Raw genomic sequence first — 26,131 nt, 5'->3', positions numbered from 1 at the left:
CCCCGACCCCGCGCGACCGGCCGACCGGCAGAGCCGCCGACCCCGCTCCCCCGCACTCCCCGCCTCCGGCGGCCCCGCGCCGCCGCTCCCCCGCAGTGGAGGACCCATGAGAACGACCCGGATCCGGCTCGCGGCCGGTGCCGTCGTGCTGGCGCTCGCCCTGGCCGCCTGCTCCGGCGGCGGCGACGGCGACGAGTCCGCCGACGGCAGCGCGACCGGCTCGGGCGGCGGCGCGATCCGCGTCGCCGTGACCGACCCGGTCCAGCTGATCCCCGGCCGGCAGTCGATCGCCTTCGACTTCAACATGGCCGTCTGGGCGCCGCTGACCTGGATCGACGACGCGGGCGAGCTCAGCTACGTCGCGGCCGACTCCGTCGAGTCCGAGGACGGCACCACCTGGACGATCACCCTGAAGGACGGCTGGACCTTCCACGACGGCACGCCGGTCACGGCGCAGTCGTACGTGGACGCGTGGAACGCGGTGGCCTACGGCCCGAACGCGTGGGAGAACTCCGGGCAGCTCGCGAACATCGTGGGCTACGACGACCTGAACCCCGCCGAGGGCGAGCCGACGACCACGGAGATGTCCGGCCTCGCGGTCGTCGACGACACCACGTTCACCGTGACGCTGACCGGCCCGGACGGCCAGTTCCCGATGCAGCTCAGCCAGGCGCAGACGGCGTTCTACCCGATGCCGGAGTCCGCGTTCGACGACTTCGACGCGTACAACGTGCACCCGGTCGGCAACGGCCCGTTCGAGGTCGAGACCGACTACGCCGAGAACGAGGAGATGACCGTCACGGCGTACGCCGACTACCAGGGGCCCGCCCCGACGGTCGACGCGATCACGTTCGTGCCGTACACCGACACGACCACCGCCTACACCGACGTGCAGGCCGGCAACATCGACGTCGCGGGCGTCCCGGTGGCGCGCCAGACGCAGGCCTCCGCCGACTTCGGCGACCGGCTCTACACCTTCGAGGCCGCCGGCATCTCCTACCTCGGCCTGCCGCTGTGGGACGCGCGCTACTCGGACGTCCGGGTGCGCCAGGCGATCTCGATGGCCATCGACCGGGACACCATCAACGACGTCATCTACGGCGGCCTGTTCACCCCGGCCACCGCGCTCACCCCGGCCGTCGAGGCGGGCACGCCCGAGGGCATCTGCGCGGAGTACTGCGAGTACGACCCCGAGGGCGCGAAGGCGCTGCTCGAGGAGGCCGGCGGCTTCGACGGCACGATCGACATCTACTTCCCGGGCGGCTCCGGCCTCGACGAGCTCTACACGGCCATCGCCAACCAGCTCCGGCAGAACCTGGGCGTGGACGCGGTCGCGACCCCGAGCACCGACTGGGCCGAGTTCGCCGACAAGCGCACCGCGGGCGACATCGCCGGGCCGTTCTTCTCCCGGTGGGGCGCGCTGTACCCGAGCCAGCAGAACACCCTGCGGGCGTTCTACGTCGAGGGCGGCGGCTGCCCGAACTGCATCCCGTACTACGAGCCCGAGGTGACCGACCTGATCGCGGCCGCCGACGCGGAGGTGGACGCGGACGCCGCGGCCGAGGCCTACGCGGCCGTGCAGGAGCGGATCCTCGAGGACTTCCCGGCCCCGCCGCTGTTCTTCGAGACCTACTCCTACGTGGTGTCCGACCGGGTGGCCGAGCTGCCCACGTCGGCGGTCGGCAACCCGACGTACACCCAGGTCGTCCTCGCCGAGGGCGCATGAGCCACGGAACTCTCCCGGCGGGCTCGCTCGAGGACGTCCTCGAGCGGGCCCGCCGGGTCCCCCCGATGTCCGGCTTCCCCCCGGTCGACGAGCTGCTCGCCTGGTTCGGCACGCTCGCGGCCGACCACCCGCGGCTGGTCACCGAGCGGCGGGTCGGCACCTCCCGCCTCGGCGAGCCGATCCCGATGTTCTCGGTCGGCTCCGGCCCGCGGCCGCACCTGCTGTTCGCCGGGGTGCACCCCAACGAGCCGATCGGCTTCCGGACGCTGCAGCACCTCGCCTCGGAGCTGGTGGCCGACCCGGACCTGCTCGCCCGCTCGGGCGCCACCTGGCACCTGGTCCCGTGCATCGACCCGGACGGCACCCGGCTCAACGAGTCGTGGTTCGCGGACCCCTCGGACCGCACCGCGTACGCGCGGCGGTTCTACCGCCCGGCGCCGGCCGAGCAGGTCGAGTGGACGTTCCCGTTCGCGTACAAGGACGCGTACTTCGACGACGTCATCCCCGAGACCCAGGCCCTCATGCGCGTCATCGACGACGTGCGGCCGGAGCTCATGGTGAGCCTGCACAACGCGGAGCTCGGCGGCGTCTACTACTACCTGTCCGAGGAGGTGCCCGGGGCCGTCGACGCGCTGCACGCCGTCCCCCGCACCCTCGGCCTGCCGCTCGACGTCGGCGAGCCGGAGTCCCCGTCGATCCGGTCGATCGCGCCCGCGGTGTTCCACATGTCCAGCACCCGCGAGGAGTACGACTACCTCGAGTCGCTGGGCATGGCGGCGGCCACGATGGTCGGCGGCGAGTCGTCCAGCGCCTACGCGCGCCGGCACGGCACGGTCTCGCTGGTCGCGGAGCTGCCGTACTGGTCGCACCCGCTGGCCGACGACGCCACGCCGACGTCGGCCGACTACGCCGACGTCGTGCGCGCCAAGGGCGCGGAGCTGGTCGACCTCGGCGCGACCCTCACGCGGCTGCTCGAGGACGCCCGGCCCGACCTCACGCTGCGCTCGCCGTTCCTGCGGGCCAGCGAGGCGTTCGTGCCGATGATGGGCGAGGGCGGCCGTGCCGAGCTGCTGCGGGCCGAGCGCCCGGAGCTGCGCCGCGCCGCCACGGCGGCCGAGGTGTTCAGCAACGAGGACGTCGTCCGCTGCTTCCGGCTGCGGTTCGGCGGGATGCTGCTGCGCGCGCTCGACGCCGAGGTGCAGGCCGGTGTCGCCACGGCGCGCGTCCGGCGGGTCGCCGACCGCGCGCGGGAGGTCTACGCCGGCTGGGTCGCCGAGGCGGACTCGCTCACCGGCCTGACCGTGCTGCCCGTCGAGCGGCTGGTCGGCGTGCAGTACGGCGCCACGCTGGCGATGTCGCAGGTGCTGGCGGCCCGGTCCGCGGGGTCGGCGTCGTGAGCCGGTACGCGGTGCGCCGCGCCGTCGAGCTCCTGGTCGTCTTCCTCGGCGTCACGCTGGTCATCTACCTCATGGTGTTCGCGCTGCCCGGCGACCCGATCCGCTCGCTGGGCGGGGACCGGCCGCTGCCGGACAACGTGGTCGCCGAGCTGCGCTCCCGGTACCACCTCGACGAGCCCGTGCTCCAGCAGTACGCCCGGTACCTCGGCGGGCTGTTCACGGGCGACCTCGGCACCAACTTCAGCGGGCAGTCCGTCGCCGGCCGCATGGAGTCGCGGTGGCCCGTCACGATCACCCTCGCGCTGACCGCGTGGGGCATCGAGGTCGTCCTCGGCGTGCTGCTCGGCCTGTTCGCGGGCCTGCGCCGCGGCCGCGCCGGCGACCGGTTCGTCCTGGCCGGCACCATCCTGGCGACGAGCATCCCGGTGTTCGTGGTCGCGGTGACCGCGCAGCTGGTGCTCGGTGTCCGGCTGGGCTGGTTCCCCGTCGCGGGCACCACCGACGGCTGGCCGACCTCCTACCTGCTGCCCGCGGCCGTCATCGCCGTGTTCGGCCTCGCCTCGGTCACCCGGCTGATGCGCGGGTCGGTGGTCGACACGCTGCAGTCCGACTTCGTGCGGACGCTGCGGGCCAAGGGGCTGCGGGAGCGGCAGGTCGTCGGCGTGCACGTGATGCGGAACTCGGCGATCCCGGTGCTGACCTTCCTGGCCATCGACCTCGGCTACCTGCTCGGCGGCACGGTCGTCGTGGAGGGCGTGTTCAACCTGCCCGGCGTCGGCCAGCTGCTGTTCCAGGCGATCCGCGCGCACGAGGGGCCGACCGTCGTCGGCGTCTCCACCGCGCTGATCATCATCTTCCTGCTGACGAACCTGGTCGTGGACCTGCTGTCGTCGGTGCTCGACCCGAGGATCCGCCATGAGTGACACCCTCACCGCGACAGCGGTCACCGAGGTCGACGCGGACGCACCCGCCGCGCCGCGCGGCGTCTGGCGCACGCTGCGGCGCCGCCCGCTGTTCTGGCTCTGCGCCGGGGTGCTCGGCGTGCTGCTGCTGATCGCGGTCGCCCCGTCCTGGTTCGCCGGCTGGTTCGGCCAGCCCGACCCGCGGGCGTGCGACCTGGCCGACAGCGCGCTGCGTCCCGGCGGCGAGCACGTGTTCGGCACCGACGTCCAGGGCTGCGACGTGTACGCCAACGTCATCTACGGCACCCAGGCCTCGCTCACCGTCGGCGTGCTCGCCACCGCGGTGGCGCTGCTGGTCGCCCTGGTCGTCGGCACCGCGGCCGGGTTCTACGGCGGGCTCGCCGACCGGCTGATCGCCCGGCTGACCGACGTGTTCCTCGGCTTCCCGTTCCTGCTCGGCGCGGTCGTCGTGCTCACCTCGATCGGCAGCCGGTCCGCCGTCACCGTCGCCCTGGTGCTCGCGCTGTTCTCCTGGCCGACCATGGCCCGGCTGGTCCGCGGTTCGGTCCGCGCCGTCCGGGACGCGCCGTACGTCGAGGCCGCCAAGGCCATGGGCCTGCGGGACCGGCGGATCATCGCCCGGTACGTGCTGCCCAACTCGATCGGCCCGGTGCTGGCCGTGGCCACGACCATGGTCGGCGGCGTCATCGTCTCGGAGTCGACGCTGACGTTCCTCGGCCTGGGCCTGCGCGCCCCGTCGATCTCCTGGGGACTGCAGCTGTCCAGCGCGCAGACCTACTTCCAGACGTCCCCGCACATGCTGCTGTTCCCGAGCATCTTCCTCACCGTGACCGTCCTCGCGATGATCACGCTCGGCGACGTCCTGCGCGACGTCCTCGACCCGAAGGGCCGCGGCTGACCGCCGCGGCCCGCCGCACCGCCCCGCGCCACCACGGCACCGCCCGCACCACCCGCACCGTCCCGAGAGGCCCACCGCATGTCCGACACGACCGCCACCCTCCGCGCCGCCGCCCCCTACCTCGCGTCGTGGGTGGACCTCCAGGGCGCGTTCCGCCGCGCCGTCGGCGTCCAGGTGGCGATCCGGTCCGGCGACGACCTGGTGCTCGACCACGCCTGGGGCACCGCCGACGTCGCCACGGGCGAGCCGCTGCGCACCGACCACCTGTTCCGGATCGCCTCGCACTCCAAGTCGTTCACGGCGACCGCGGTCATGCGGCTGGTCGAGGCGGGCCGGCTGCGGCTGGACGACACGGTCGCCACCCACGTCCCGGCGCTGGCCGCGTCGCCGCTCGGGTCCCGCACCGTCCGCGAGCTGCTGGGCCACCAGGCCGGGGTGATCCGGGACGGCGAGCGCGGCGACTTCTGGCAGCTGGACGGCCCGTTCCCCGACGAGGGCACCCTGGTCGCCGAGCTGCTGGAGGCCGGCGAGGTCTACGGGTCGAACGAGCACTTCAAGTACTCGAACTACGGGTACGGCATCCTCGGCCTGGTCGTCGAGTCCGTGACCGGCGAGCCGTTCCGCGACCACCTGCGCACCGCGGTCCTCGACCCGCTGGGCATGGCCGACACCGGCGCGGAGTACGACGAGGGGCTCGCCGACCGGTACGCCGCCGGGCACACCGCCCTGCTCGACGCCGACGACCGCCGCGAGACGATCGAGCACGTCGACACCCGGGCGCTCGCCGCCGCCACCGGCTTCTACTCGACGGCCCGGGACATGACCGCCTTCGGCGCCGCGCACTTCTACGGCGACGAGTCGCTGCTGTCGGACGCGGGCAAGCGCCTGCTGCACCGCCAGGAGTCGGTGGTGACGGTGCACGGCAAGGAGGTCGGCCGGTACGGCATCGGCCTGGACCTGCACACGATCGGCGACCGCGAGGTCGTCGGCCACTCCGGGGGCTACCCGGGGCACATCACGCGCACGTACATCGACCCGCAGCAGCGGCTCGTGGTCAGCGTCCTCACGAACGCGATCGACGGCCCCGCGGACCCGATCGCGGTCGGCCTGATCAAGCTGATCGACCTCGCCCTCAACCCGCCCGCCGACGCGCCCGCGCCCGCCGCGGACGCCCGGCCGCTCGCCGAGTACACGGGTCGGTTCGGCGCCCTGTGGGGGATCACCGACATCGCCGAGCTCGGCGGCCGGCTCCTGCTGCTGCACCCCGCCGCGCCGGACCCCGTCGCCGCCTACGACGAGCTGCACGTGCGCGGCCGCGACCGGCTGGGCACGACCCGGCAGCCCGGGTTCGGCTCGGCGGGCGAGGACGTCGTCGTCGAGCGGTCGGCGGACGGCGCGATCGCCGCCGTGCGCAACGGCATGACCTCGTGGCCGCTCGACGAGTTCCGCCGCCGGCGCACCGGCATGACCCGCCGCCGGGACGCCGGTGCGGCCGTCCCCGCGTCTCTAGGCTGACCCGCATGACCAGCGACGACGCAGCACCGGCCGCCGACCTCACGATGACGCCGGACCAGCTGGCGTGGATCGAGCAGTTCGCGCTCACCTGGGAGGGCACGAACAGCGCCCGCATGGAGGGCCGCGTGGTGGGGCTGCTGATGATCGCCGACCGCCCGTACCTGTCCTCGCAGCAGATCGCGCACCTGCTCACCGCGAGCGCCGGGGCCGTGTCCACCGCGACCCGGCGGCTCGTGGAGGTCGGGTTCATCCAGCGGCACGCGATCGGCGGCGACCGGAACCACTACTTCCGCGTCGAGGACGACATCTGGGGGCGCTGGCTGGCGAGCGAGCGGAACTACCTGCCGCGGCTGCAGCGGGTCCTCGACGCGGCCCTCACCGGCGGCCCGGCGGAGGGGCCGGCGCGCCGCCTGCGCAACGCCCGCAACTACATGGAGTGGCTCGCGGGGTACCACCGCAAGATGCTCGCCGACTGGGAGGCCTACCGCGACGCGCAGGCCGGGACTGGAGAACCGTGACGACCGACCCCACCCCCGCCGCCGGCCGCGCGCCCGTGCTGTCGGTCCGCGACCTGACCGTCACGTTCCGGGTCGACCGCGGGCGGTCGCCCGACGTGCACGCCGTCCGCGGCGTCTCCTTCGACCTGCACGCGGGCGAGGTGCTGGCCGTCGTCGGCGAGTCCGGGTCCGGCAAGTCCGTGTCCTCGCTCGCCGTGCTGGGCCTGCTCCCCGGCACCGCCCGGGTCACCGGCAGCGCCCGGCTCGGGGACCTGGAGCTGGTCGGCCTGGACGACCGGGCGCTGTCCGACGTCCGCGGCCGCCGGGTCGCGATGATCTTCCAGGACCCGTCGAACGCCCTGGACCCCGTGTTCACCATCGGGTTCCAGCTGCGCGAGACCCTGCGCCGGCACCTGCCCGGCCTGTCCCGCGCCGAGGCCCGCGCCCGGGCCGTCGAGCTGCTGCGCATGGTCGAGCTGCCCGACCCCGAGGACCGGCTGCGGTTCTACCCGCACCAGCTGTCCGGCGGGCAGGCGCAGCGGGTCATGATCGCGATGGCCCTGGCCTGCGACCCGGAGGTGCTGATCGCCGACGAGCCGACCACCGCACTCGACGTCACCGTGCAGCAGGAGGTGCTGGACGTCCTGCGCCGGCTGCGGGCGCGCACCTCCGCGGCCGTCGTGCTGATCACCCACGACATGGGCGTCGTGGCGGACCTGGCGGACCGGGTCGTGGTGATGCGGCACGGCGAGGTCGTCGAGACCGCCGACGTCGCCGACCTGTTCGACGCCCCCGCCGCGGCCTACACCCGCACCCTGCTCGACGCCGTGCCGCGGATCGGCGCCGACGAGCGCCCCGCCGGCACCGACTCCGCCGAGCGGCCCGCGCTCAACGTCGAGGACCTGGTGGTCGAGTACCGGAACCGCCGGGGCCGCGTGGTCCGCGCCGTCGACGGCGTGACGCTGCGGGTGCAGCCCGGCGAGATGCTGGCGCTGGTCGGCGAGTCGGGCTCCGGCAAGTCGACCCTCGGCCGGTGCGCGCTCGGCCTGGCGCCGCTCACCTCCGGCACGGTCGAGGTCGTCGGCACCCGCCTGGGCCGGGACACCCCGCGCGCCGTGCGGGCCGCCCGCACCCGGATCGGGGTCGTGTTCCAGAACCCGGCCGCGTCGCTGAACCCGCGGTACACGGTCGGCGAGTCGATCGCGGAGCCGCTGCGGGTGCACGCCGGACTGCGCGGTGCCGCGCTGACCGCGCGGGTGGGCGAGCTGCTCGACGGCGTCGAGCTGCCCGCGGCCTGGGCCTCCCGGTACCCCCACGAGCTGTCCGGCGGCCAGCGGCAACGCGTGTCGATCGCCCGCGCGGTGTCCCTGGACCCGGAGCTGCTGATCGCCGACGAGCCCACGTCCGCGCTGGACGTCTCCGTGCAGGCCACGGTGCTCGAGCTGTTCCGGTCAATCCAGCAGCGGCTGCGGTTCGCCTGCCTGTTCATCAGCCACGACCTGGCGGTGGTGGACGAGCTGGCCGACCGGGTCGCGGTGATGCACCGCGGGCGGGTGGTGGAGGCGGGCGAGCGCAGCCGCGTGCTCGGTGCGCCCGAGCACGACTACACCCGCCGGCTGCTGGCCGCGGCCCCGGTGCCGGACCCGGCGGCGCAGGCGGCGCGGCGGGCGGCACGGCTGGCGGGCTGACGCCGCCCGGCTCCGCCCGGTCCCGCGCGCGCATCCCACGCCGTGCGCCGTCGCGCGACCCGAGACCGCCCGATTCGTCCGTGATGTCGACCACATGTGCGGTTTTTCACCCCTCCGATACCACCGAGATGCACCTGACGCCACAGGAACCCGTGCGACCGTCCGATGGACAGCAGCACACGGGCCGAGGTGGCCCGCGGGGCGACGTCGGCCCGGCCGGCGCCGCAGGGGCCTCCCCGGAGGCCCGGAGCACGGAGGTGGGACCGCATGACCCTCGACGACCTCGGCCGCCCGGCCACCATCGGCCGGCTGCCCGCCGCCTGGACCCCGTTCGACGAGCTGCGGGCCGCCGTCGGCCCCACCCCCTGCGTCGCCCGCCCGCACGCCGGCCTGGTGCACCGCGACGGCCCGTGCCAGTGCTTCGTCGGCGGTCCCGCCCCCGAGCACGCCGAACGGCCGGAGGACGCCGTGCTCGCGCTGGCCTGGTACGGGGCCGCGTAGCGCGTTCACCCGGTCCGCCGGGCCCCGCCACCCATCCGCGGGACGCCGCGCTCCGAACCCCTCGTGACTCACACCCGAGGGACGCAAGGAGCGATGATGCGACGCACCCGCAGCACCTACGCCGTGGCCGCGATGGCCGCCGGGCTCACCCTGAGCCTCACGCTGGCCGCCTGCAGCAGCAGCGACGACACGACCGGGGGCGCCCAGCCGTCGGCCGCCACCTCGATGGACGGCTCGGACCACTCCGCGATGAGCGGCACGGGCGCCGTCGAGCCCGTCAGCACCGGCGACCCGTTCGCCGACGCGCGCACCGCCGCCGCGCACATGCCCGAGACGGCCCTGACCCTGGCGACCGGTCTGGCCGCCGCCACGGGCACCGCCGGAGAGGTCGACTCCGACGCCGCCACGCTGCGCGCCGGCCTCACCGCGCTCCTCCAGGAGCACGTCTACCTGACCGGCATCGGCGTGGCGACCGCCTACACGGCCGGCGCCGACTCCGAGGAGTTCGCCGCCGCGAAGGCCGCGCTGGACGGCAACACCGCCGACCTCGCCGACGCCGTCGGCTCGCTCGCCGGCGAGGAGCAGGCCGCCGCGTTCCAGCAGCTCTGGGACGCGCACGTCGGGTACTTCGTCGACTACGCCGTCGCGGTGAAGTCGGGCGACCAGGCCGCCGCCGACGCCGCGCAGGCGTCGCTCGCCGGGTACACGACCGACGCGGGCGCGTTCTTCGAGCAGATCAGCGCCGGCAACCTGCCCGCGGCCGCGGTGGCGGAGGCGCTCGCGATGCACGTGAGCACCATGTCCGCCGCCATCGACGCCCTGGCCGCCGGCGAGCCGACCGCGTCCGACACGCTCAAGGCCGCCGCCGACCACGTCGGCATGGACGCCGCCACGATCGCGACCGGCCTGGCCGCCGGCGCCGGCCTGTCCGGGGACGCGACGGACGACGCCTCGACGCTCCGCTCGACGCTGACCGCGCTGCTCCAGGAGCACGTCTACCTGGCGTCGTACGCCGTGTTCACGGCCTACACCGCCGAGGGCGGGGTCGAGTCCCCGGCGTTCACCGCCGCGGCCGCCACGCTGGACGCCAACTCGGTCGCGCTGTCCGACGCCGTGGCCTCGCTGGCCGGCGAGGAGAAGGGGACCGCGTTCCTCGACCTGTGGCGCGAGCACATCGGCTACTTCGTCGACTACGCGGTCGCCGACGCCACCGGCGACACGGACGGGCAGCAGGAGGCCCTGATGAACCTCGACGGCTACCGCGGCCCCGCGGGCCAGTTCTTCGAGGACGTCAGCGGCGGCGAGCTGCCCGCGGACGACGTCGCCGCCGGGCTGGGCATGCACGTGTCCACCCTCGCCGGCGCCATCGACTCGCTCGCGGCGGCGCTCGTCCCCTGACGGGCCCCGAGACCGTGACGCCGGCCCCGATCCCCGCCGGGGCCGGCGTCACGCTCGCGCCGCGGGCGGGTCGGGGCGAGCCCGCGGGCGCCGTGCGGCAGACTGCTGCGGTGTCCTCCCCCGGTTCCCGCCCCGCCGCCCGCGCGACGGCCGACGAGGCGCTCGCCCGCGTCGCCGACGGCGACCGCGACGCGTTCCCGGCGCTGTACGACATGCTGTCCCCCGCCGTGCACGGCACGGCGCTCGCCGTCCTCCGCGACCCGGACCACGCCGCGGAGGTCACCCAGGAGGTCATGGTGGAGATCTGGCGCACGGCGTCCCGGTGGGACGCCCGGCGCGGCTCGGCGCGCGCGTGGGCGACCACGATGGCGCACCGCCGGGCCGTCGACCGCGTGCGCTCGGTGCAGGCCCAGCGCACCCGCGACCAGGCGGTGCTCGACGGCGACCGGCCGCGCGCCTTCGACGTCGTCGCCGAGCAGGCCGAGTCGAACCTCGAGGCCGAGCGCGTCCGGCACTGCCTGGGCGGGCTGACCGACACCCAGCGCGAGGCCGTGGTCCTCGCGTACTACGACGGCCGGACCTACCGCGAGGTGGCCGAGTCGCTCGAGGCCCCGCTGCCCACGGTCAAGAGCCGCATCCGCGACGGCCTCACCCGGCTGCGCGACTGCCTGGGGGTGGCCGCGTGAACGCGCCCGCGACCCCGCGCCCGGGCGACCGCCGGCCCGACGACGCCGCCACCCGCGAGCTGCTCGGCGCCTGGGCGCTGGACGCCCTCGACGACGCCGAGCGGGCCCGCGTCGACGACCTGATCGCCCGCGACCCGGAGGCCGCCCGCGAGGCCCGGTCGCTGCGCGAGACCGCGGCCGTGCTGGGCGAGGCCGTGGCGGTCGCCGCGCCCGACGCCGTGCGGCTCGCCGTGCTGGCCGAGGTCGACCGCGTGCCGCAGACCGATGCGGGGACGGACCCGGAGGCGGACGGGTCCGCGCCGGTCCGCGCCGCGGCCGACCGCCCGGCCGCGTCCACGACCCCCGGCGGCGCCGTCCCGACGCCGCCCGACCCGACGCCGACCACCCCGGGCGCGCCGCCCCGGACCGGGCGCACCGGCGGCTCCACCCGGCCCGCCGGCCGCCGGACCGCGCGCCGCCGCTGGTCCGCCGCCGTCGCCGCCCTCGCCCTGCTCGCGGCGATCGCCGTGCCCAGCACCGTCGCCTGGCGGCAGGGCCAGCGGGCCGCCGAGGCCGAGGCGCGCGCGGACCGGATCACCGCCCTGCTCGCCGAGCCCGGCGCCCAGGTCGTCTCCGCCCCGGTCACCTCGGGCGGCACCGCGGTCGCGGTCGTCACCGCCGACGCCGCGCTGGTCACCGCGACCGGCGTCGACGCGCCGGGCGCCGGGGAGGTCTACCAGCTGTGGGTCATGCGGGACGGCTCGCCGGTCCCGGACGCCACCACCGGGGTCACCGACGGCACGCTGCAGATCCGCACCGACGCCTACCGGACCGGCGACGCACTCGCCCTCACCGTCGAGCCCGAGGGCGGCTCGGAGCAGCCGACCAGCGAGCCCGTGGTGGTCCTGGCCCCCGCCTGACCCGGCCGACGGCGCGCGCGGCTCAGTCCGCGGCGGTGTGCGCCGAGCCGCGCGGGATGACCAGCGGCGTGCCCGCCAGCGGGTCCGGGATCACCAGGCACGGCAGGCCGAAGACCTCCTCGACCAGCTCGGCCGTCACCACCTCCGTCGGCCTGCCCTGGGCGACCACGGCGCCGTCCTTCATCACCACCAGGTGCGTCGCGTACCGGGCCGCGTGGTTGAGGTCGTGCAGCACGGCGACCAGCGTCGCCCCCTCGGCGTGCAGCCGGGCGAACAGGTCCATGAGCTCGATCTGGTGCGCGATGTCGAGGAACGTCGTCGGCTCGTCGAGCAGCAGGATGCCGGTCTCCTGGGCCAGGGCCATCGCCACCCATACCCGCTGCCGCTGCCCGCCGGACAGCTCGTCGACCGGCACCGCGGCCAGGTCGGTCACGCGCGTCGCGTCCATCGCGTCCGCCACCGCCCGGCGGTCCGCGTCGGACTGCTGCCGGAACAGGTTCTGGTGCGGGTACCGGCCGCGCGCGACCAGCTCGCCGACCGTGATGCCCTCCGGCGCCAGCGCCGTCTGCGGCAGCAGCCCCACCCGGCGCGCGACCTCCTTGGTCGGCATCCGGTGGATCGACGTGCCGTCGAGCACCACCTCGCCGGCCGCCGGCCGCAGCAGCCGGGCCAGCGAGCGCAGCAGCGTCGACTTCCCGCACGCGTTCGGGCCGACGACCACCGTGAACGAGCCGTCCGGGACCGCCAGGCTCAGGTCGGTCGACACGGTCTTCCGCTCGTAGCCCAGGGTCACCCGGTCGGCCCGCAGCCGCTCCTGACTCACCATCGCCGCCGCGCCTCCCGCACGATCAGGGCCAGCAGGTACACCCCGCCGAGCACCACCGTCACCACACCCACCGGCAGCGCCGTGGGCAGCACGTGCTGCGCGAGCACGTCCGCCGCGAGCAGCACCACCGCGCCGGTCAGTGCCGACGCCACCAGCGGCAGCCCCGCCGAGCCGGTCAGCCGGCGGGCGATCTGCGGCGCGGCCAGCGCCACGAACGCGATCGGCCCCGCGGTCGCGGTCACCGTCGCGATCAGCGCGACGCCCAGCACGACCACCGCGAGCCGGGACGCCTCGACGCGCACGCCGTGCGCGCTCGCCGCGTCGTCGCCGAGCTCGAGCTGCCGCAGCGAGGGGCGGACGGCCCACACCAGGGGCGCCAGCACCGCGAGCACCGCGACGGCCGGCAGCGCCTGCGACCAGCCGACCAGCGAGAGGGACCCGGCGCCCCAGATCGACGCCGCGAGCGCCACCTCGGTCTTCGCCCGCAGCAGCAGCCACACGTTGACGCCGTGCAGCATCCCGGTGACGCCGATGCCGACCACGATCAGCCGGAAGCCCTGCACCCCGTCCCGGTACGCCAGCAGGTACACCACCAGGGCCGTGAGCAGCCCGGCCACCAGCGCCCCCGCGGACACGCCGAGCGTGCCCGTGCCGAGGACGGTCGTCACGACCAGAACCCCGGTGTACGAGCCGGTGGAGAAGCCGATGACGTCCGGCGACCCCAGCGGGTTGCGGGTCACGGACTGGAACAGGGCGCCCGACACCGCGAGCGCCGCGCCGAACACCAGCGCCACCAGCACCCGCGGCAGCCGCCACTCGGTCACGATGGTCGTGGCGAACCCCTGGTCCGTCACGAGCGCGCGGACCACGTCCACGACGCCCAGCGGGTAGTCGCCGACGCCGAGCGCCACCAGCGCGAGCAGCAGCGCGGCCACCGCGAGGCCCGCCACGGCGAGCCGGGGACGGCGCCGGGGGCCCGCGGGACGGCGGGGCGCCGCGCCGGGCGTGGGCGTCGCCGCCACCCGCAGGCCGCTCACAGCCCCGTGGCCTTCCGCCGCCGCACCAGCGCGATCAGCACCGGCGCGCCCACGAACGCGGTGACGACGCCCACCGGCAGCTCCCCCGGCCACAGCAGCACCCGCGCCGCCACGTCCGCGAGCAGCACCAGCACCGGCCCGGCCAGCGCGGACAGCCCGAGGATCCACCGCTGGTCCGGGCCGACGAGCCAGCGCACGATGTGCGGCACCATCAGACCCACGAGCGTGATCGGCCCGGCCATCGCGGTCGCGCCGCCGGCCAGCAGCGTGATCGCCACCACCGACAGCACCCGTGTCCGGCCGACCGAGGCGCCCAGCGCCGTCGCCAGGTCCTCCCCCAGCCCGAGCGTGTTCAGCGCCCCGGCCACGACCCCCGCGACCGCCAGGCCGAGCAGCACGAACGGCAGCACCGGCAGGATCACGTCCCAGCCCCGGGCCTGGAACGACCCCGACTCCCAGGTCAGCAGGACCGCGAACCGCTCCTGGTCCGTGAGCCGCAGCGCGCCGACCAGCCCCGTCAGCACCGCGCTCAGCGCGACCCCGGCCAGGGTCAGCTGGACCGGTCCCGCGTTCGACCGCCCCGCCGAGCCGACCAGGTAGACCGCCACCGTCGCCAGCAGCGCCCCGCCGAACGCGAACCACACGTACCCCGACGGCCGGGTCACGCCGAGCAGGACCACGCCCATCGCGACCGCGAAGGCCGCGCCGCTCGTCACCCCGAGGATGCCGGGGTCCGCGAGGGGGTTCCGGGTCAGCGCCTGCATGAGCCCGCCGGCGACCGCGAGCCCCGCGCCGACCAGCACCGCCAGCACGGTGCGCGGCAGCCGCAGGCCGACGACCGCGGCGTGGTCGGGCGCGGGCACGTCCCCGCCGGTCAGCGCGCCCCAGACCGTGGACAGGCCCACGGGGCGCGACCCGACGGCGAGGCTGAGGGCCAGCGCGGCGACGAGCAGGCCCGCGAGCAGCACCAGCGCGGCGCCGCGCCGGGCGGTCGAGTACCTCCTCGGGCGGGCCGCCGCGGGGTGCGGGGCGCCGACCGCGCTCACCCGGGGTTCCCGCACGTCATGAGGCTAGGCTAACCTTCCGGGGCATTCGCCCGATCGTGACTCCGTTCCCGAGGTCGCCACGGGCCCCCTCCACGAAAGGCCTTCGATGAAGTCCATGCGTGTCGCCGCCGTCGCGGCGGTCGCGGTCCTGGCCCTGAGCGCGTGCTCCGGCACCGACGACGCCGCCGGCTCGGGCGAGACTACCGCCGCGGGCGGCACCGGCTCCGCGTCCGAGGGCACGTTCCCCGCGACCGTGGACACCAAGTTCGGCGAGATCACCGTCGAGTCCCGCCCGGAGCGCATCGTCGCCCTCGGCTGGGGCGACGCCGAGACCGCGCTGTCCCTGGGCTACCAGCCGGTCGGCGCGTCCGACTGGCTGGCGTTCGGCGGCGACGGCGTCGGCCCGTGGGCGGAGGGGCAGTACGACGAGTCCCCCGAGATCATCGACACCCTCGAGCCGTCCTACGAGGCGATCGCCGCGCTCGAGCCCGACCTGATCCTCGACGTGAAGTCGTCCGGCGACCAGGACCGGTACGACCGGCTCTCCGAGATCGCCCCCACCGTCGGCGTGCCCGAGGGCGGCGACTCCTACCTCACCACCGGCCAGCAGCAGCTGGAGATCATCTCGACCGCGCTCGGCGTCCCGGAGAAGGGCGAGGAGCTGCAGACCCAGCTCGAGGACGCCTTCGCCGCCGCGCGCGAGGCGCACCCGGACTGGGACGGCAGGACCATCGCCGCCGCCACCCGCACCTCCGAGGGCTGGGGCGCCTACATCGAGGGCGGCGACCGCGTCGACTTCCTGGAGAACCTCGGCTTCGTGCAGTCGCCGACCATCGCCGACCTGCCCGTGTCCGCCTCGGGCTTCAGCGTCGACATCTCGTCCGAGCAGCTCGACCTGCTGGACGCCGACCTGATCGTCGCGTTCCCGATCTACATCGACACCGCCGAGATCACCGACGACCCGCAGTGGCAGGCCATCCCGGCCGTCGCCGACGGGCGCGCGGTGGTGATCGACGGCGACCTGTCCTCCGCCTACTCGCTCGGCACCATCGGCGCCCAGCAGTACGCGCTCGACAACCTGGTGCCGCTCATCGAGGACGCGCTCGGCTCCTGAGCCCCGTCGCGCCGCCCGGCGCGGCCCCGGCGGGGGCGTCGCTCACACCGTGAGCGGCGCCCCCGTCAGCCGTTCGTAGGCCTCGAGGTACCGCGCGCGGGTCCGCTCGACGACCTCCGCGGGCAGCGCCGGCGGCTCGGCGTCCGCCGCGCGGTCCCAGCCCGACGCGTCCGAGGCCAGCCAGTCGCGGACGACCTGCTTGTCGAAGCTCGGCTGCGCCCGGCCCGGCTCCCAGGCGTCGGCCGGCCAGAACCGCGACGAGTCCGGCGTCAGCACCTCGTCGCCCAGGGTCACGGCCCCGGTCGTCGGGTCGACGCCGAACTCCAGCTTGGTGTCCGCCAGGATCACGCCGCGCTCCCGCGCGACGCCCTCGGCCCGCGAGTACACCGCCAGCGTGAGGTCGCGCAGCTCCTCCGCGCGCTCCCGGCCCAGCCGCGCGGCGACGACGTCCAGGCTGACGTTCTCGTCGTGCTCGCCGAGCTCCGCCTTGGTCGCGGGCGTGAAGATCGGCTCCGGCAGCCGCGACCCGTCCACCAGGCCGGCCGGCAGCGGGATGCCGGTGACCTCGCCGGTCGCCCGGTACTCCGCCAGGCCCGACCCGGTCAGGTAGCCGCGGGCCACGCACTCGACCGGGAACATCTGCAGCCGCCGGCACACCATCGCCCGGCCGAGCACCGCCTCCGGCACCGCGGGCGCCTCGGCCGACACGACGTGGTGGGGCACCAGGTCGGCCAGCTGGTCGAACCACCACAGGCTCAGCCGGGTCAGCACGACGCCCTTGCCGGGGATGCCCGGGCTGAGCACGTGGTCGAACGCGCTGACCCGGTCGCTGGCGACGACGAGGACGACGTCGCCGTGCGCCTCGACCACCGCGGCACCGGCCTCCTGGGTGGTGTCGGGGACGTACAGGTCGCGGACCTTGCCGGAGTAGGTGTGCGTCCAGCCGGGCAGCGTGGGTGCGGTCATGGGGCCATCCTGCCGCAGCCGCGGGGGCGGCCGGGGCGGCCGTCCGGGGGCGCGCGGACCGGCGCGGCGTCAGAGCAGCGTGAGGACGCCGAGCAGCGCGACGGCCGCCCCCAGCAGCATCGACACCGTGATGAGCACCAGGTGCACGGTGAGGAACCGCGTCGGCCGCCCCTGGGCGTCGCGGGCCCGGGGGTCCGCCGCGATGCGCGCGCCGAACCGGGGCCAGACGAGCAGGCTCCACGCCCCGGCGACGAGCAGGACGAGGGACCAGGCGAGGGGCAGCTCCATGCGGGCGAGTATGCCTGCCGCCGGCCCCCTCAGCCCTCCGCGGCCGCCCGGGCGATGTCGGTGCGGTGGTGGGAGCCCGGCAGGGCGATCCGGTCGACGCCCGCGTAGGCCGCCGCGCGGGCCGCCGCCAGGTCCGGGCCGGTGCCGACGACCGACAGCACCCGGCCGCCGGCGGAGAGGACCGCGCCGTCCGCGCCGGCCGCCGTGCCGGCGTGCAGCACGTGGACGCCGGGGACCGCCCCGGCCTCGTCGAGCCCGGTGATGACGTCGCCGGTGCGCGGCGCCTCCGGGTACCCGGCCGACGCGACGACCACGGTGACGGCCGCCTCGTCGGTCCAGTCGAGCGGCGGCAGGTCGTCGAGCCCGCCGGTGGCCGCGGCGAGCAGCACGCCCGCGAGGGGCGTCGCGAGCCGGGCCAGCACCACCTGCGTCTCGGGGTCGCCGAACCGGGCGTTGAACTCGACCACCCGGGTCCCGTGGCTGGTCAGCGCGAGCCCGCAGTACAGGACGCCGACGAACGGGGTGCCGCGCCGCGCCATCTCGTCCACGGTGGGCTGGGCGACCTGGGCGACGACCTCCGCCACGAGCCCCGCCGGGGCCCAGGGCAGCGGGGTGTACGCGCCCATCCCGCCGGTGTTCGGGCCGGTGTCGGCGTCGCCGACGCGCTTGAAGTCCTGGGCCGGCACGAGCGGCACCACGTGGGTGCCGTCCGAGAGCACGAACAGGGACACCTCGGGGCCGTCCAGGTAGTCCTCGACGACGACCCGGCCGCCCGGCTTGGCCAGGCAGGCGAGGGCGTGCTCCAGGGCCACGGCGCGGTCCTCGGTGACGACGACGCCCTTGCCGGCGGCGAGGCCGTCGTCCTTGACCACGTACGGGGCGCCGAAGGTGTCGAGCGCGGCCTCGGCCGCGGACGCCTCGGTGACGACCACCGGGTCGGCCGTGGGGACGCCGGCGGCGGCCATGACCTCCTTGGCGAACGCCTTCGACCCCTCGAGCCGCGCGGCCTCGGCGCTCGGCCCGAACACCGGCACCCCGGCCGCGCGCACCGCGTCGGACACGCCCGCCACGAGCGGGGCCTCCGGGCCGACGACGACCAGGTCGGCCCCGACGGAGATCGCCAGCGCCGCGACCGCCGCGCCGTCGAGCGGGTCCACCGCGTGCAGCGTCGCCAGCGCGCCGATGCCCGGGTTGCCGGGGGCGGCGTGCAGCTCGGTGACCTGCGGGTCGCGGGACAGGGCCAGGGTGAGGGCGTGCTCGCGGGCGCCGGTCCCGACGACGAGGATCTTCACGGGGCCGACCCTACCGAGGTCGCGCTCAGCCCCGCCCGGCCGTCCACGCCGACCGGGAGCCCTCGTCCGCGCGGACCTCCTCCAGCACCTCGAGCACCTGGTCGACGACCACGTCCGGCCGGTCGCGCGGCACGAGGTGCCCGCTGGCCTCCGCGACGACGAGCGCGGCGCGCGAGGAGAGCCCGAGCATGCGGCGCTGCCCGTCCTGCCAGATCCGCTCCAGCTCGGCGCCGCCGCGCGCGGAGATCCCGGCCGCGGCGTAGTCCTGGGGCTCGCCCCGGGCGATGATCCGCACCGGGAGGTCGCCGAGGTCCTGGCCGCGGACGGCGTCCTCGGTCGACCCGATCCGGTCGGCCTCCTGCTGCCGCGCGGCGAAGAACGCGGGGGTGGCGACGACGTCGAGGAACCGCTCCCGCTCCGCCGGGTCGACCATGCCGGCGAGGAGCTGGTCGGCGAACAGCCGGAGCGCCCCGGTGCGCTGGAGCGCACCCAGGGCCCACGCGGGCGGGTCGGCGGGCCGGCCCTCCGCCGCGAGCACCTCCGCGGTGGCCCGGGCGTCGTCCTCGGGCCGGGCGTCGACGAGCACCAGCCCGGCGACCTCCTCCGGGGCCCGCTCGGCGAGGAGCCGGGCGAACAGCCCGCCCATCGAGTGGCCGACCACGACGGACGGGCCGGCGAGCCCGGCGGCGTCGAGCGCGGCGCGCAGGTCGGCGACGACCGCCTCGCCGGTGCGCGGCTCCGCGGACGGCTCGCTCCAGGCGTACCCGGCGCGGTCGTACGCCACGACGGTGGTGTGCCCGGCCAGGGCGTCGGCGACGGCCTCCCAGCCGAGGGAGGTCTCGCCGCTGCCGGCCTCGAGCACGACGACCGGCGACCCTGCGCCCCGGACGTCGAGGTGCAGGGCGTGGTCGCCGACGTCGACCAGGCGGCCGGGCGGCGGGTAGCGGTCCGCGGCGCCGCGCGCCGACCACGCCTCGTACCCGGCGCCGGCGAGCGGCAGGGCGAGGAGGGTCAGCGCGACGGCGAGCGCGGTCCGGCGGAGCAGGGTCCTGGGGCGGAGACGGGTGGTGCGCACCCCGGCACCGTCCCCCGGCGCGGGGACCCGCCGCGTCGTCGGGACGACGGATCCGCGCGGACCGCGTCCTCCGTCCGGCGGAGTCCCCCGGCGGGTCAGCCCAGCAGGTCGTGGATCGCGACGGTCGCCTCGCGGCCCGGGCCGACGCCGACGGCCGAGATCCGCGTGCCGCTGATCTCCTCCAGGCGCGCCAGGTACCGCTGGGCGTTCACCGGCAGGTCCGCGAGCTCGCGGGCGCCGGAGATGTCCTCGGTCCAGCCGTCCAGGTACTCGTAGACCGGCTTCGCGTGGTGGTAGTCGCTCTGGTCGTCCGGCATCTCGTCGAACCGCCGGCCGTCGACGTCGTACGCCACCGCCACCGGGATCTTGTCGCGGCCGGTGAGCACGTCGAGCTTGGTGACGACCAGGTCGGTGAGGCCGTTGATCCGCGACGAGTAGCGCGCGACCACGGCGTCGTACCAGCCGGTGCGCCGCGGGCGGCCGGTGGTGGTGCCGAACTCGCCGCCGGTCTGCCGGAGCCACTCGCCGTCCTCGTCGAACAGCTCGGTCGGGTACGGGCCCTCGCCGACGCGGGTGGTGTACGCCTTGGCGACGCCGACGACCCGGTCGATGCGGGTCGGGCCGATGCCGGAACCGGTGCACGCGCCGCCCGCGGTCGCCGACGACGAGGTGACGAACGGGTACGTGCCGTGGTCGATGTCGAGCATCGTGGCCTGGCCGGCCTCGAACACCAGCGTCTTGCCGGCGTCGAGCGCCTGGTTCAGCACGAGCGGGGTGTCCGCGACGTACGGGCGCAGCCGCTCGGCGTAGCCCAGCAGGTCCTCGACCGTCTCGTCGACGGTGATCGCGCGGCGGTTGTAGACCTTCACCAGCAGGTGGTTCTTCTGGTCGAGGGCGCCCTCGACCTTCTGCCGCAGGATGTTCTCGTCGAACAGGTCCTGGATGCGGATGCCGACCCGGTTGATCTTGTCCGCGTACGCGGGGCCGATGCCGCGACCGGTCGTGCCGATCTTCCGCTTGCCCAGGAACCGCTCGGTGACCTTGTCGACCGTGCGGTGGTACGGGGCGATCACGTGCGCCGCGGAGGACACGAGCAGCCGCTCGGCGGACACCCCGCGGGCCTCCAGCGCGTCGATCTCCTCGAACAGGACCTCGATGTCGATCACGACGCCGTTGCCGATGACCGGCACGACGCCCGGCGACAGGATGCCGGACGGCAGCAGGTGCAGGGCGTACTTCTCGCCGTTCACGACCACCGTGTGCCCGGCGTTGTTGCCGCCGTTGAACTTCACGACGTAGTCGATCCGCGACCCGAGCTGGTCGGTCGCCTTGCCCTTGCCCTCGTCACCCCACTGGGTCCCGAGCACCACGACGGCCGGCATGTGATCACCACTCCCACCCTGCCTCGCGGCGGCACCCGCAGCGGTGCCGAGCGGCGTGGCTCGGGCGCGGGAGGTCCGGGCACGGGGCGGCAGGCGACCCCAGTACCTCCGAAATGCTAGCGGAGCCGCGTGATCACCGTCCGGGCGACGCCCGCACCGCCGGGTGCCGGCGCCGCCCGGGGGCGGTCAGCGCAGGCCGGCGACCTCGGCGGCGGAGGTGCCCGAGTCGACGAGGAACTGCTCGCAGCGCGCGGCCTCCTCGTCCTCCTCGATCGCCTCGGCGGCCTCGGCGAGGGCGAGCAGCGCCCGCAGGAAGCCCTGGTTGGGCTCGTGGTCCGCGGGGATCGGCCCCTGGCCGCGCCACCCGGCGCGCCGCAGCGCGTCCAGGCCGCGGTGGTAGCCGGTGCGGGCGTAGGCGTACGCCGCGACCGGGTCGCCCTCGTCCCGGAGCGCCCGCTCGGCGAGCAGCGCCCACGCGAGCGACGAGGCGGGGGCGCGGCGTGCGGCGTCGCGGGGGTCGCCGCCGGCGGTCAGGACGGCGCGCGCGTCGGCGTCGGCACCGTCCGGGAGGCGGGTGGGCTCGGGTCCGAGGAGGTTGGCTCCGGTCATGCCGACCAGTGTCGCAGGCGACCCGTCGGGGACCTCGGCATGCGTCCGCGCCCGCGACGTGGTTACAGTCGTCCAGCACGCGCCCCTCGTCGACAGGTCCCCTCATGATCGAGATCGCCACCTCGGCCGCGACGACGACCCTCGTCATCGCCGGGGACCTCGACCTGGCCGAGCGCGACCAGTTCCCCGAGATCGCCGCCCGCGTCGTCGGCCTGCGCCGCCAGCTGCTCGTCATCGACATGTGCGACGTGACGTTCATGGACTCGACCGGCGCGGCGTTCCTCATCTCGCTGGCGGACGCCAGCCGCAAGCGCGGTGGCGCGACGGTGCTGCGCGGTGCGGACCCGCGGGACCTGTTCGTGCTGGAGATCTGCGGGGCGCTCGAGCTGTTCCGCATCGACGCGGACCACCGGTGCGCCGCGCCCGGGGCCGACGGCACCGAGCAGGTCGCGCAGGACGCGTCCTCGCCGGCCTGACCTCGCGGACCTACGCCCCGCCGCGGGGCCCGTGCAGCACCGACGGCTCCGACGGCCGCACGCGCGCCCACACGACCTTGCCGCCGCGCGACGGCCGCCAGCCCCAGTCCGCCAGCCGCTCGACGATCCGCATGCCGAACCCGCCGATCCGGCCCGGGTGCCCCTCGGTCGCGACGGGCGGCGTGGGGTTGGAGTCCTCGACCTCGATCCGCAGGCCGTCGCCGGTGTCGTGCAGCCGCAGGGTGACCCGTCCCCAGCCGTGCAGCACGGCGTTGGCGACCAGCTCGGAGACGACGAGCTCGGCGTTCGCCGCGTCGCCCAGCTCCCACGCGTGCGAGGTCCGCAGCACCGCGTGCCGCGCCCGGGCGATGGAGGCCGGCTCGCTCGGCAGCTGCCAGCGCCGGCTGCGCACGTTGCCGCCGTGCCCGGAGGTGTCGGTGAGGTCGGGGATCCGCACGACGACCACGGCGACGTCGTCCTCCGGGCTGTCCGCGAGCCGCGCCAGCAGCTCCTCGCCGATGCCGGCCGCGTCGACGGCGGACGCGCCCGCGGCCACCTCGCGCAGCGCGGCCAGGCCGTCCGGCAGCGCGCGGTCCCGGCGCTCGATGAGGCCGTCCGTGTAGAACACCAGCACGTCGCCGGGGAGCAGGTCGTGCCGGGCGGTCCGCCGGCGCCCGTCGCCGAACCCGATGAGCGCACCCCCCGCGCCGTCGAGCAGCACGACCTGCCCGTCGCGCACCAGCAGGGCGGGCAGGTGGCCGGCGCGCGAGTACTCCAGGCGCCAGCTCGGGCAGCCGCCGTCCTCGGGGTCCCGGCGCGTGAGCGTGGTGAGCACCAGGCCCGCGGAGCGCGGGATGCGCATGCCGCCGACGAGCTGGTCCACGCGCTCGAGCACCGGCCCGGGCTCCGTGACCTCGAAGGCGTACGCGCGCACGACCGACCGGAGCTGGCCCATGGCCGCCGCGGCCTCGACGTCGTGGCCCACCACGTCGCCGATCACCACCCCGACGACGTCGGGGGCGATCTGCACGACGTCGTACCAGTCGCCGCCGACCTGCGCGTAGACGACGTTCGGCGCGTAGTACGACCAGACGTCCAGGCCCTCGATCTCGGCCTGCTCCGGCAGCATCGCGCGCTGCAGGGTCTCCGCCACCCGGTGCTCCCGGGCGTACAGCCGGACGTTCTCCATCGCCAGGCCGACCCGGCGCGCGGTGAGCGACAGGATCGTGCGGGTGCGCTCGTCCAGGCCGCCGCGGGCGGGGGCGTCGTGGACCAGGTCGGGGCCGGTGGCCGCGCGCGGGACGACCGCCAGCAGGCCGAGCTCCCGGTGCCGGCCGGGCAGCGGCAGGACCGCGACGTGCCCGACGGCCGCGCCGTCGGGCACGCGGGCGCGCAGGTCCTCCGCCAGCCAGGCCGAGGCGGTGCCCGGCTCGCCCGGCGCGTCGGTGTCGAGGTCCAGGACCAGGTGCGTCTCGCCCTCGCCGTCGAGCAGCCGCTGCACCGGGTCGTCGCCGGGGGGCCGCGCGCCCCGCCGGGCGACGAAGGGCACCCCCGTGCCGCCGGGACCGTGCCGCCGCCCCGAGGCACGGGGCGCGCGGTGGACGTCGACCCCGTCCGCCGCCTGCAGGCCGTCGTCGTCCACGTAGAACCCGGCCCAGGCGACCACCCGGTGCGCCAGCAGCTCGGCGATGGCCCGCAGCCCGTACGGGTCGTCCAGGTCCATCACCAGGTCGGACACGGCGCCGATCAGCGCGAGGTCCTCGCTCTCCCGGCGGACGACCTCCACCTCGGCGGCCACCGCGGCGTCGCGGTCGACCTGCTCGGTGACGTCGACGAGGGCCGCCACCCAGTGCGTCGGCTCGGTCGCGCCCTCGGCGGTCACCGGGGTGACGACCGTGCGGGCCCAGAACCAGTCGCCCCGGGCGCGGCGCAGCCGGAGCAGGGCGGAGGTCGCACGCCGGTCCAGGACCGCGTCCCGGAGCTGGTGCAGGCCGGAGGCGTCCTCGGCGGACAGGGCGATCAGGTCCACGGCGGGCCCGGCGACGTCGTCGAGCGTGAGCCCGGTCGCGTCGGTGAACGCACGGTTGACCCAGACGACGGGCCAGCGCGGCGGCTCCGCGGCCACCACGAGGACCGGCATGCCCACGATCTGGCCGACGGCACGCCCGATCGAGTCGACGGTGTCCGCGGCACCGTCGCCGGGCGTGGAGTTGACCACCACCGCCTCCGATCGTCTAGCGTTCCCGACAGATCCCGGTGCAGCAGCCCGCCGGGACGGGCCGATCACCGGCGGCGGCCGACGTGCCAGCCGCCCGGACGGGAGGGAGCATCGTGCGCGACGGTAACAGCACACCCGCGGGCGGGCTCGCCGGGGACCAGGGCGCGGATGCCTCGGCCGCGCCGACCGTACCCGCTCCGGGCGACGCCGCCGGGGAGCCGGGCTCGGTGCACGTCATCCTGTCCCCCGACCGGACCACGATCGTGCTCTCCGGCGAGGTCGACGCGGACCTCGGGCCGGACCTGGCGGAGGCGTCCACCGACGCCGAGCAGGCGGGACTGCCCATCGAGGTGGACGCGCACCACGTGACGTTCATGGACTCGTCCGGCGTGGCGTTCCTCGCCAGGCTCGCCATGCGGACCCCGCACCGCGTCCGGCTGCTCCACGTGCCGCCGACGGTGCAGTTCCTGCTCGAGGTCACCCGGATCGGCGAGCTGCTCGACGTGGTCGAGGACGACCTGCGGGCCTGAGCGGCGCACGACCGGCGGACGCACGAGGGCCCGGTCACCGTGACGGTGACCGGGCCCTCGCCGCGTCGCTCCCCGTGCGGGGACCGGGCGGATCAGCGCATGCGCTGGCCCGCCGAGCGCAGCTGCTGCGCGGCCTCGACGATGCGGGCGGCCATGCCGGCCTCGGCCAGCTTGCCCCAGGCGCGCGGGTCGTAGGCCTTCTTGTTGCCCACCTCGCCGTCGACCTTCAGGACGCCGTCGTAGTTGCTGAACATGTGGCCGACCACGGGGCGCGTGAACGCGTACTGGGTGTCGGTGTCGATGTTCATCTTGATGACGCCGTTGTCGACCGCCTCGGCGATCTCCGCGGCCGTGGAGCCCGAGCCGCCGTGGAACACGAGGTCGAACGGGTTCTCCCTGCCGACCTCGGCGCCGACGGCCTTCTGGATGTCCGCGAGGATCGACGGGCGCAGCTTGACGGCACCCGGCTTGTAGACGCCGTGCACGTTGCCGAAGGTCAGGGCCGTCAGGTAGCGGCCCTTCTCGCCGGCGCCGAGCGCGCGGACCGTCGCCAGGCCGTCCTCGGCCGTGGTGTAGAGCTTCTCGTTGATCTCGGCCTCGTGGCCGTCCTCCTCGCCGCCCACGACGCCGACCTCGATCTCGAGGATCGTGCGCGCGGCCTGCGACAGCTCGAGCAGCTCGGCCGCGATGACGAGGTTCTCGTCCAGCGGGATGTCGGAGCCGTCGAACATGTGCGACTGGAAGGTCGGGTTCTTGCCGGCCTTGACCTCCTCGGCCTCCAGGGCCAGGAGCGGGCGGACCCAGGAGTCCAGGTTCTTCTTGACGCAGTGGTCCGTGTGCAGGGCGACGGTGATGCCGTAGCCCTTCGCGACCTCGGTCGCGTACGCGGCGAGCGCGCGGGTGCCGGAGACGCGGTCCTTGACCGTGGAGCCGGACGCGTACTCGGCGCCGCCGACGGACACCTGGAGGATGCCGTCCGACTCGGCCTCGGCGAAGCCCTGCAGCGCGGCGGTGACGGTCTGGGAGGAGGTGACGTTCACGGCCGGGTAGGCGAACTTGCCCGCCTTCGCCCGGTCGATCATCTCGGCGTACACCTCAGGGGTGGCGATGGCCATCGCAGCAGCTCCAAAGAGAAGTGGGGTTT

Annotated in this window: 25 protein-coding genes; 14 read left to right on the top strand and 11 right to left on the bottom strand. The window is 75.6% G+C overall.

Features of this window, described 5'->3' with window-relative positions; genetic code table 11:
* Positions 1-106: 106 nt before the first annotated feature.
* The 11 genes from MHY85_RS06520 (at position 107) to MHY85_RS06470 (ending at position 12,128) form a co-directional block, all read left to right on the top strand.
* A complete protein-coding gene (locus MHY85_RS06520) occupies positions 107-1,726 on the top strand; it encodes an ABC transporter substrate-binding protein (RefSeq protein ID WP_239194356.1) in 1,620 nt (539 codons plus the stop codon).
* Positions 1,723-3,123 (top strand): M14 family zinc carboxypeptidase, encoded by a 1,401-nt coding sequence (locus MHY85_RS06515; RefSeq protein ID WP_239194354.1) that lies wholly within the window; start codon positions 1,723-1,725, stop codon positions 3,121-3,123. The genes MHY85_RS06520 and MHY85_RS06515 overlap by 4 nt, the downstream gene beginning before the upstream one ends.
* Complete coding sequence (locus tag MHY85_RS06510) at positions 3,120-4,046, top strand: ABC transporter permease (RefSeq protein WP_239194352.1); 927 nt, start codon at positions 3,120-3,122, stop codon at positions 4,044-4,046. Before MHY85_RS06515 ends, MHY85_RS06510 begins: the two co-directional genes overlap by 4 nt.
* Entirely contained in the window at positions 4,039-4,944 is a 906-nt protein-coding gene (locus tag MHY85_RS06505; RefSeq protein WP_239194350.1) for an ABC transporter permease, read from the top strand. Before MHY85_RS06510 ends, MHY85_RS06505 begins: the two co-directional genes overlap by 8 nt.
* A gap of 78 nt (positions 4,945-5,022) precedes the next feature.
* Complete coding sequence (locus MHY85_RS06500) at positions 5,023-6,459, top strand: serine hydrolase (protein WP_239194348.1); 1,437 nt, start codon at positions 5,023-5,025, stop codon at positions 6,457-6,459.
* A 5-nt stretch (positions 6,460-6,464) separates the two neighbouring features.
* Complete coding sequence (locus MHY85_RS06495; protein ID WP_239194346.1) at positions 6,465-6,977, top strand: GbsR/MarR family transcriptional regulator; 513 nt, start codon at positions 6,465-6,467, stop codon at positions 6,975-6,977.
* A complete protein-coding gene (locus tag MHY85_RS06490) occupies positions 6,974-8,644 on the top strand; it encodes an ABC transporter ATP-binding protein (protein WP_239194344.1) in 1,671 nt (556 codons plus the stop codon). Before MHY85_RS06495 ends, MHY85_RS06490 begins: the two co-directional genes overlap by 4 nt.
* A gap of 267 nt (positions 8,645-8,911) precedes the next feature.
* The gene (locus MHY85_RS06485; RefSeq protein ID WP_239194342.1) at positions 8,912-9,145 is read left to right on the top strand and encodes a hypothetical protein; all 234 of its coding nucleotides are present in this window, start codon (positions 8,912-8,914) and stop codon (positions 9,143-9,145) included.
* Between the two features lie 96 nt (positions 9,146-9,241).
* Positions 9,242-10,543: a hypothetical protein gene (locus MHY85_RS06480; RefSeq protein ID WP_239194340.1), complete on the top strand. Its 1,302-nt coding sequence runs from the start codon at positions 9,242-9,244 to the stop codon at positions 10,541-10,543.
* A 110-nt stretch (positions 10,544-10,653) separates the two neighbouring features.
* Positions 10,654-11,229: an ECF RNA polymerase sigma factor SigK gene (gene sigK, locus MHY85_RS06475; RefSeq protein WP_239194338.1), complete on the top strand. Its 576-nt coding sequence runs from the start codon at positions 10,654-10,656 to the stop codon at positions 11,227-11,229.
* Complete coding sequence (locus MHY85_RS06470) at positions 11,226-12,128, top strand: anti-sigma factor domain-containing protein (protein WP_239194336.1); 903 nt, start codon at positions 11,226-11,228, stop codon at positions 12,126-12,128. The genes sigK and MHY85_RS06470 overlap by 4 nt, the downstream gene beginning before the upstream one ends.
* Positions 12,129-12,150: 22 nt before the next feature.
* Here MHY85_RS06470 and MHY85_RS06465 read toward each other — a convergent pair whose 3' ends face one another.
* Genes MHY85_RS06465 through MHY85_RS06455 form a run of 3 tightly spaced genes read right to left on the bottom strand, consistent with a single transcriptional unit; the run spans position 12,151 to position 15,052 of the window.
* Entirely contained in the window at positions 12,151-12,954 is an 804-nt protein-coding gene (locus MHY85_RS06465) for an ABC transporter ATP-binding protein (RefSeq protein WP_239194334.1), read from the bottom strand.
* Entirely contained in the window at positions 12,948-13,982 is a 1,035-nt protein-coding gene (locus MHY85_RS06460) for an iron chelate uptake ABC transporter family permease subunit (RefSeq protein WP_239194362.1), read from the bottom strand. The genes MHY85_RS06465 and MHY85_RS06460 overlap by 7 nt, the downstream gene beginning before the upstream one ends.
* A gap of 5 nt (positions 13,983-13,987) precedes the next feature.
* Entirely contained in the window at positions 13,988-15,052 is a 1,065-nt protein-coding gene (locus tag MHY85_RS06455; protein WP_239194332.1) for an iron ABC transporter permease, read from the bottom strand.
* A gap of 100 nt (positions 15,053-15,152) precedes the next feature.
* Here MHY85_RS06455 and MHY85_RS06450 point away from each other — a divergent pair, with 100 nt between their 5' ends.
* Entirely contained in the window at positions 15,153-16,151 is a 999-nt protein-coding gene (locus MHY85_RS06450) for an iron-siderophore ABC transporter substrate-binding protein (RefSeq protein WP_239194321.1), read from the top strand.
* Between the two features lie 42 nt (positions 16,152-16,193).
* Here the strand turns inward: MHY85_RS06450 and MHY85_RS06445 are convergent, their stop codons facing one another.
* From MHY85_RS06445 to MHY85_RS06420, 6 genes are all read right to left on the bottom strand, one after another.
* Positions 16,194-17,117: a phosphoribosylaminoimidazolesuccinocarboxamide synthase gene (locus MHY85_RS06445; RefSeq protein WP_239194319.1), complete on the bottom strand. Its 924-nt coding sequence runs from the start codon at positions 17,115-17,117 to the stop codon at positions 16,194-16,196.
* A 69-nt stretch (positions 17,118-17,186) separates the two neighbouring features.
* The gene (locus MHY85_RS06440; RefSeq protein ID WP_239194317.1) at positions 17,187-17,405 is read right to left on the bottom strand and encodes an SCO4848 family membrane protein; all 219 of its coding nucleotides are present in this window, start codon (positions 17,403-17,405) and stop codon (positions 17,187-17,189) included.
* 29 nt (positions 17,406-17,434) lie between these two features.
* Entirely contained in the window at positions 17,435-18,697 is a 1,263-nt protein-coding gene (gene purD, locus MHY85_RS06435; RefSeq protein WP_239194315.1) for a phosphoribosylamine--glycine ligase, read from the bottom strand.
* A gap of 25 nt (positions 18,698-18,722) precedes the next feature.
* Positions 18,723-19,772: an alpha/beta fold hydrolase gene (locus MHY85_RS06430; RefSeq protein WP_239194313.1), complete on the bottom strand. Its 1,050-nt coding sequence runs from the start codon at positions 19,770-19,772 to the stop codon at positions 18,723-18,725.
* Positions 19,773-19,867: 95 nt separating this feature from the next.
* Positions 19,868-21,154 carry an adenylosuccinate synthase gene (locus MHY85_RS06425; RefSeq protein ID WP_239194311.1) on the bottom strand — a complete coding sequence of 429 codons (1,287 nt, stop codon included), beginning with the start codon at positions 21,152-21,154 and terminating at the stop codon, positions 19,868-19,870.
* A gap of 186 nt (positions 21,155-21,340) precedes the next feature.
* Positions 21,341-21,763, bottom strand: a complete 423-nt coding sequence (locus tag MHY85_RS06420) for a DUF3151 domain-containing protein (protein WP_239194309.1) — start codon at positions 21,761-21,763, stop codon at positions 21,341-21,343.
* Between the two features lie 104 nt (positions 21,764-21,867).
* Here MHY85_RS06420 and MHY85_RS06415 point away from each other — a divergent pair, with 104 nt between their 5' ends.
* Complete coding sequence (locus MHY85_RS06415; protein WP_239194307.1) at positions 21,868-22,239, top strand: STAS domain-containing protein; 372 nt, start codon at positions 21,868-21,870, stop codon at positions 22,237-22,239.
* Positions 22,240-22,249: 10 nt separating this feature from the next.
* Here MHY85_RS06415 and MHY85_RS06410 read toward each other — a convergent pair whose 3' ends face one another.
* A complete protein-coding gene (locus MHY85_RS06410; protein WP_239194305.1) occupies positions 22,250-24,460 on the bottom strand; it encodes a SpoIIE family protein phosphatase in 2,211 nt (736 codons plus the stop codon).
* A 110-nt stretch (positions 24,461-24,570) separates the two neighbouring features.
* Between MHY85_RS06410 and MHY85_RS06405 the strand changes: the two genes are divergently transcribed.
* Positions 24,571-24,987, top strand: a complete 417-nt coding sequence (locus tag MHY85_RS06405) for an STAS domain-containing protein (RefSeq protein WP_374233034.1) — start codon at positions 24,571-24,573, stop codon at positions 24,985-24,987.
* A gap of 92 nt (positions 24,988-25,079) precedes the next feature.
* Here MHY85_RS06405 and fbaA read toward each other — a convergent pair whose 3' ends face one another.
* Positions 25,080-26,102 (bottom strand): class II fructose-bisphosphate aldolase, encoded by a 1,023-nt coding sequence (gene fbaA, locus MHY85_RS06400; RefSeq protein WP_239194303.1) that lies wholly within the window; start codon positions 26,100-26,102, stop codon positions 25,080-25,082.
* Positions 26,103-26,131 lie beyond the last annotated feature (29 nt).

The organism is Cellulomonas sp. ACRRI, from assembly GCF_022346185.1.
Classification (GTDB): Bacteria; Actinomycetota; Actinomycetes; order Actinomycetales; family Cellulomonadaceae; genus Cellulomonas.
Note: the sequence above shows the minus strand (reverse complement) of the source record. Positions and strands in the feature narration are given on the sequence as shown.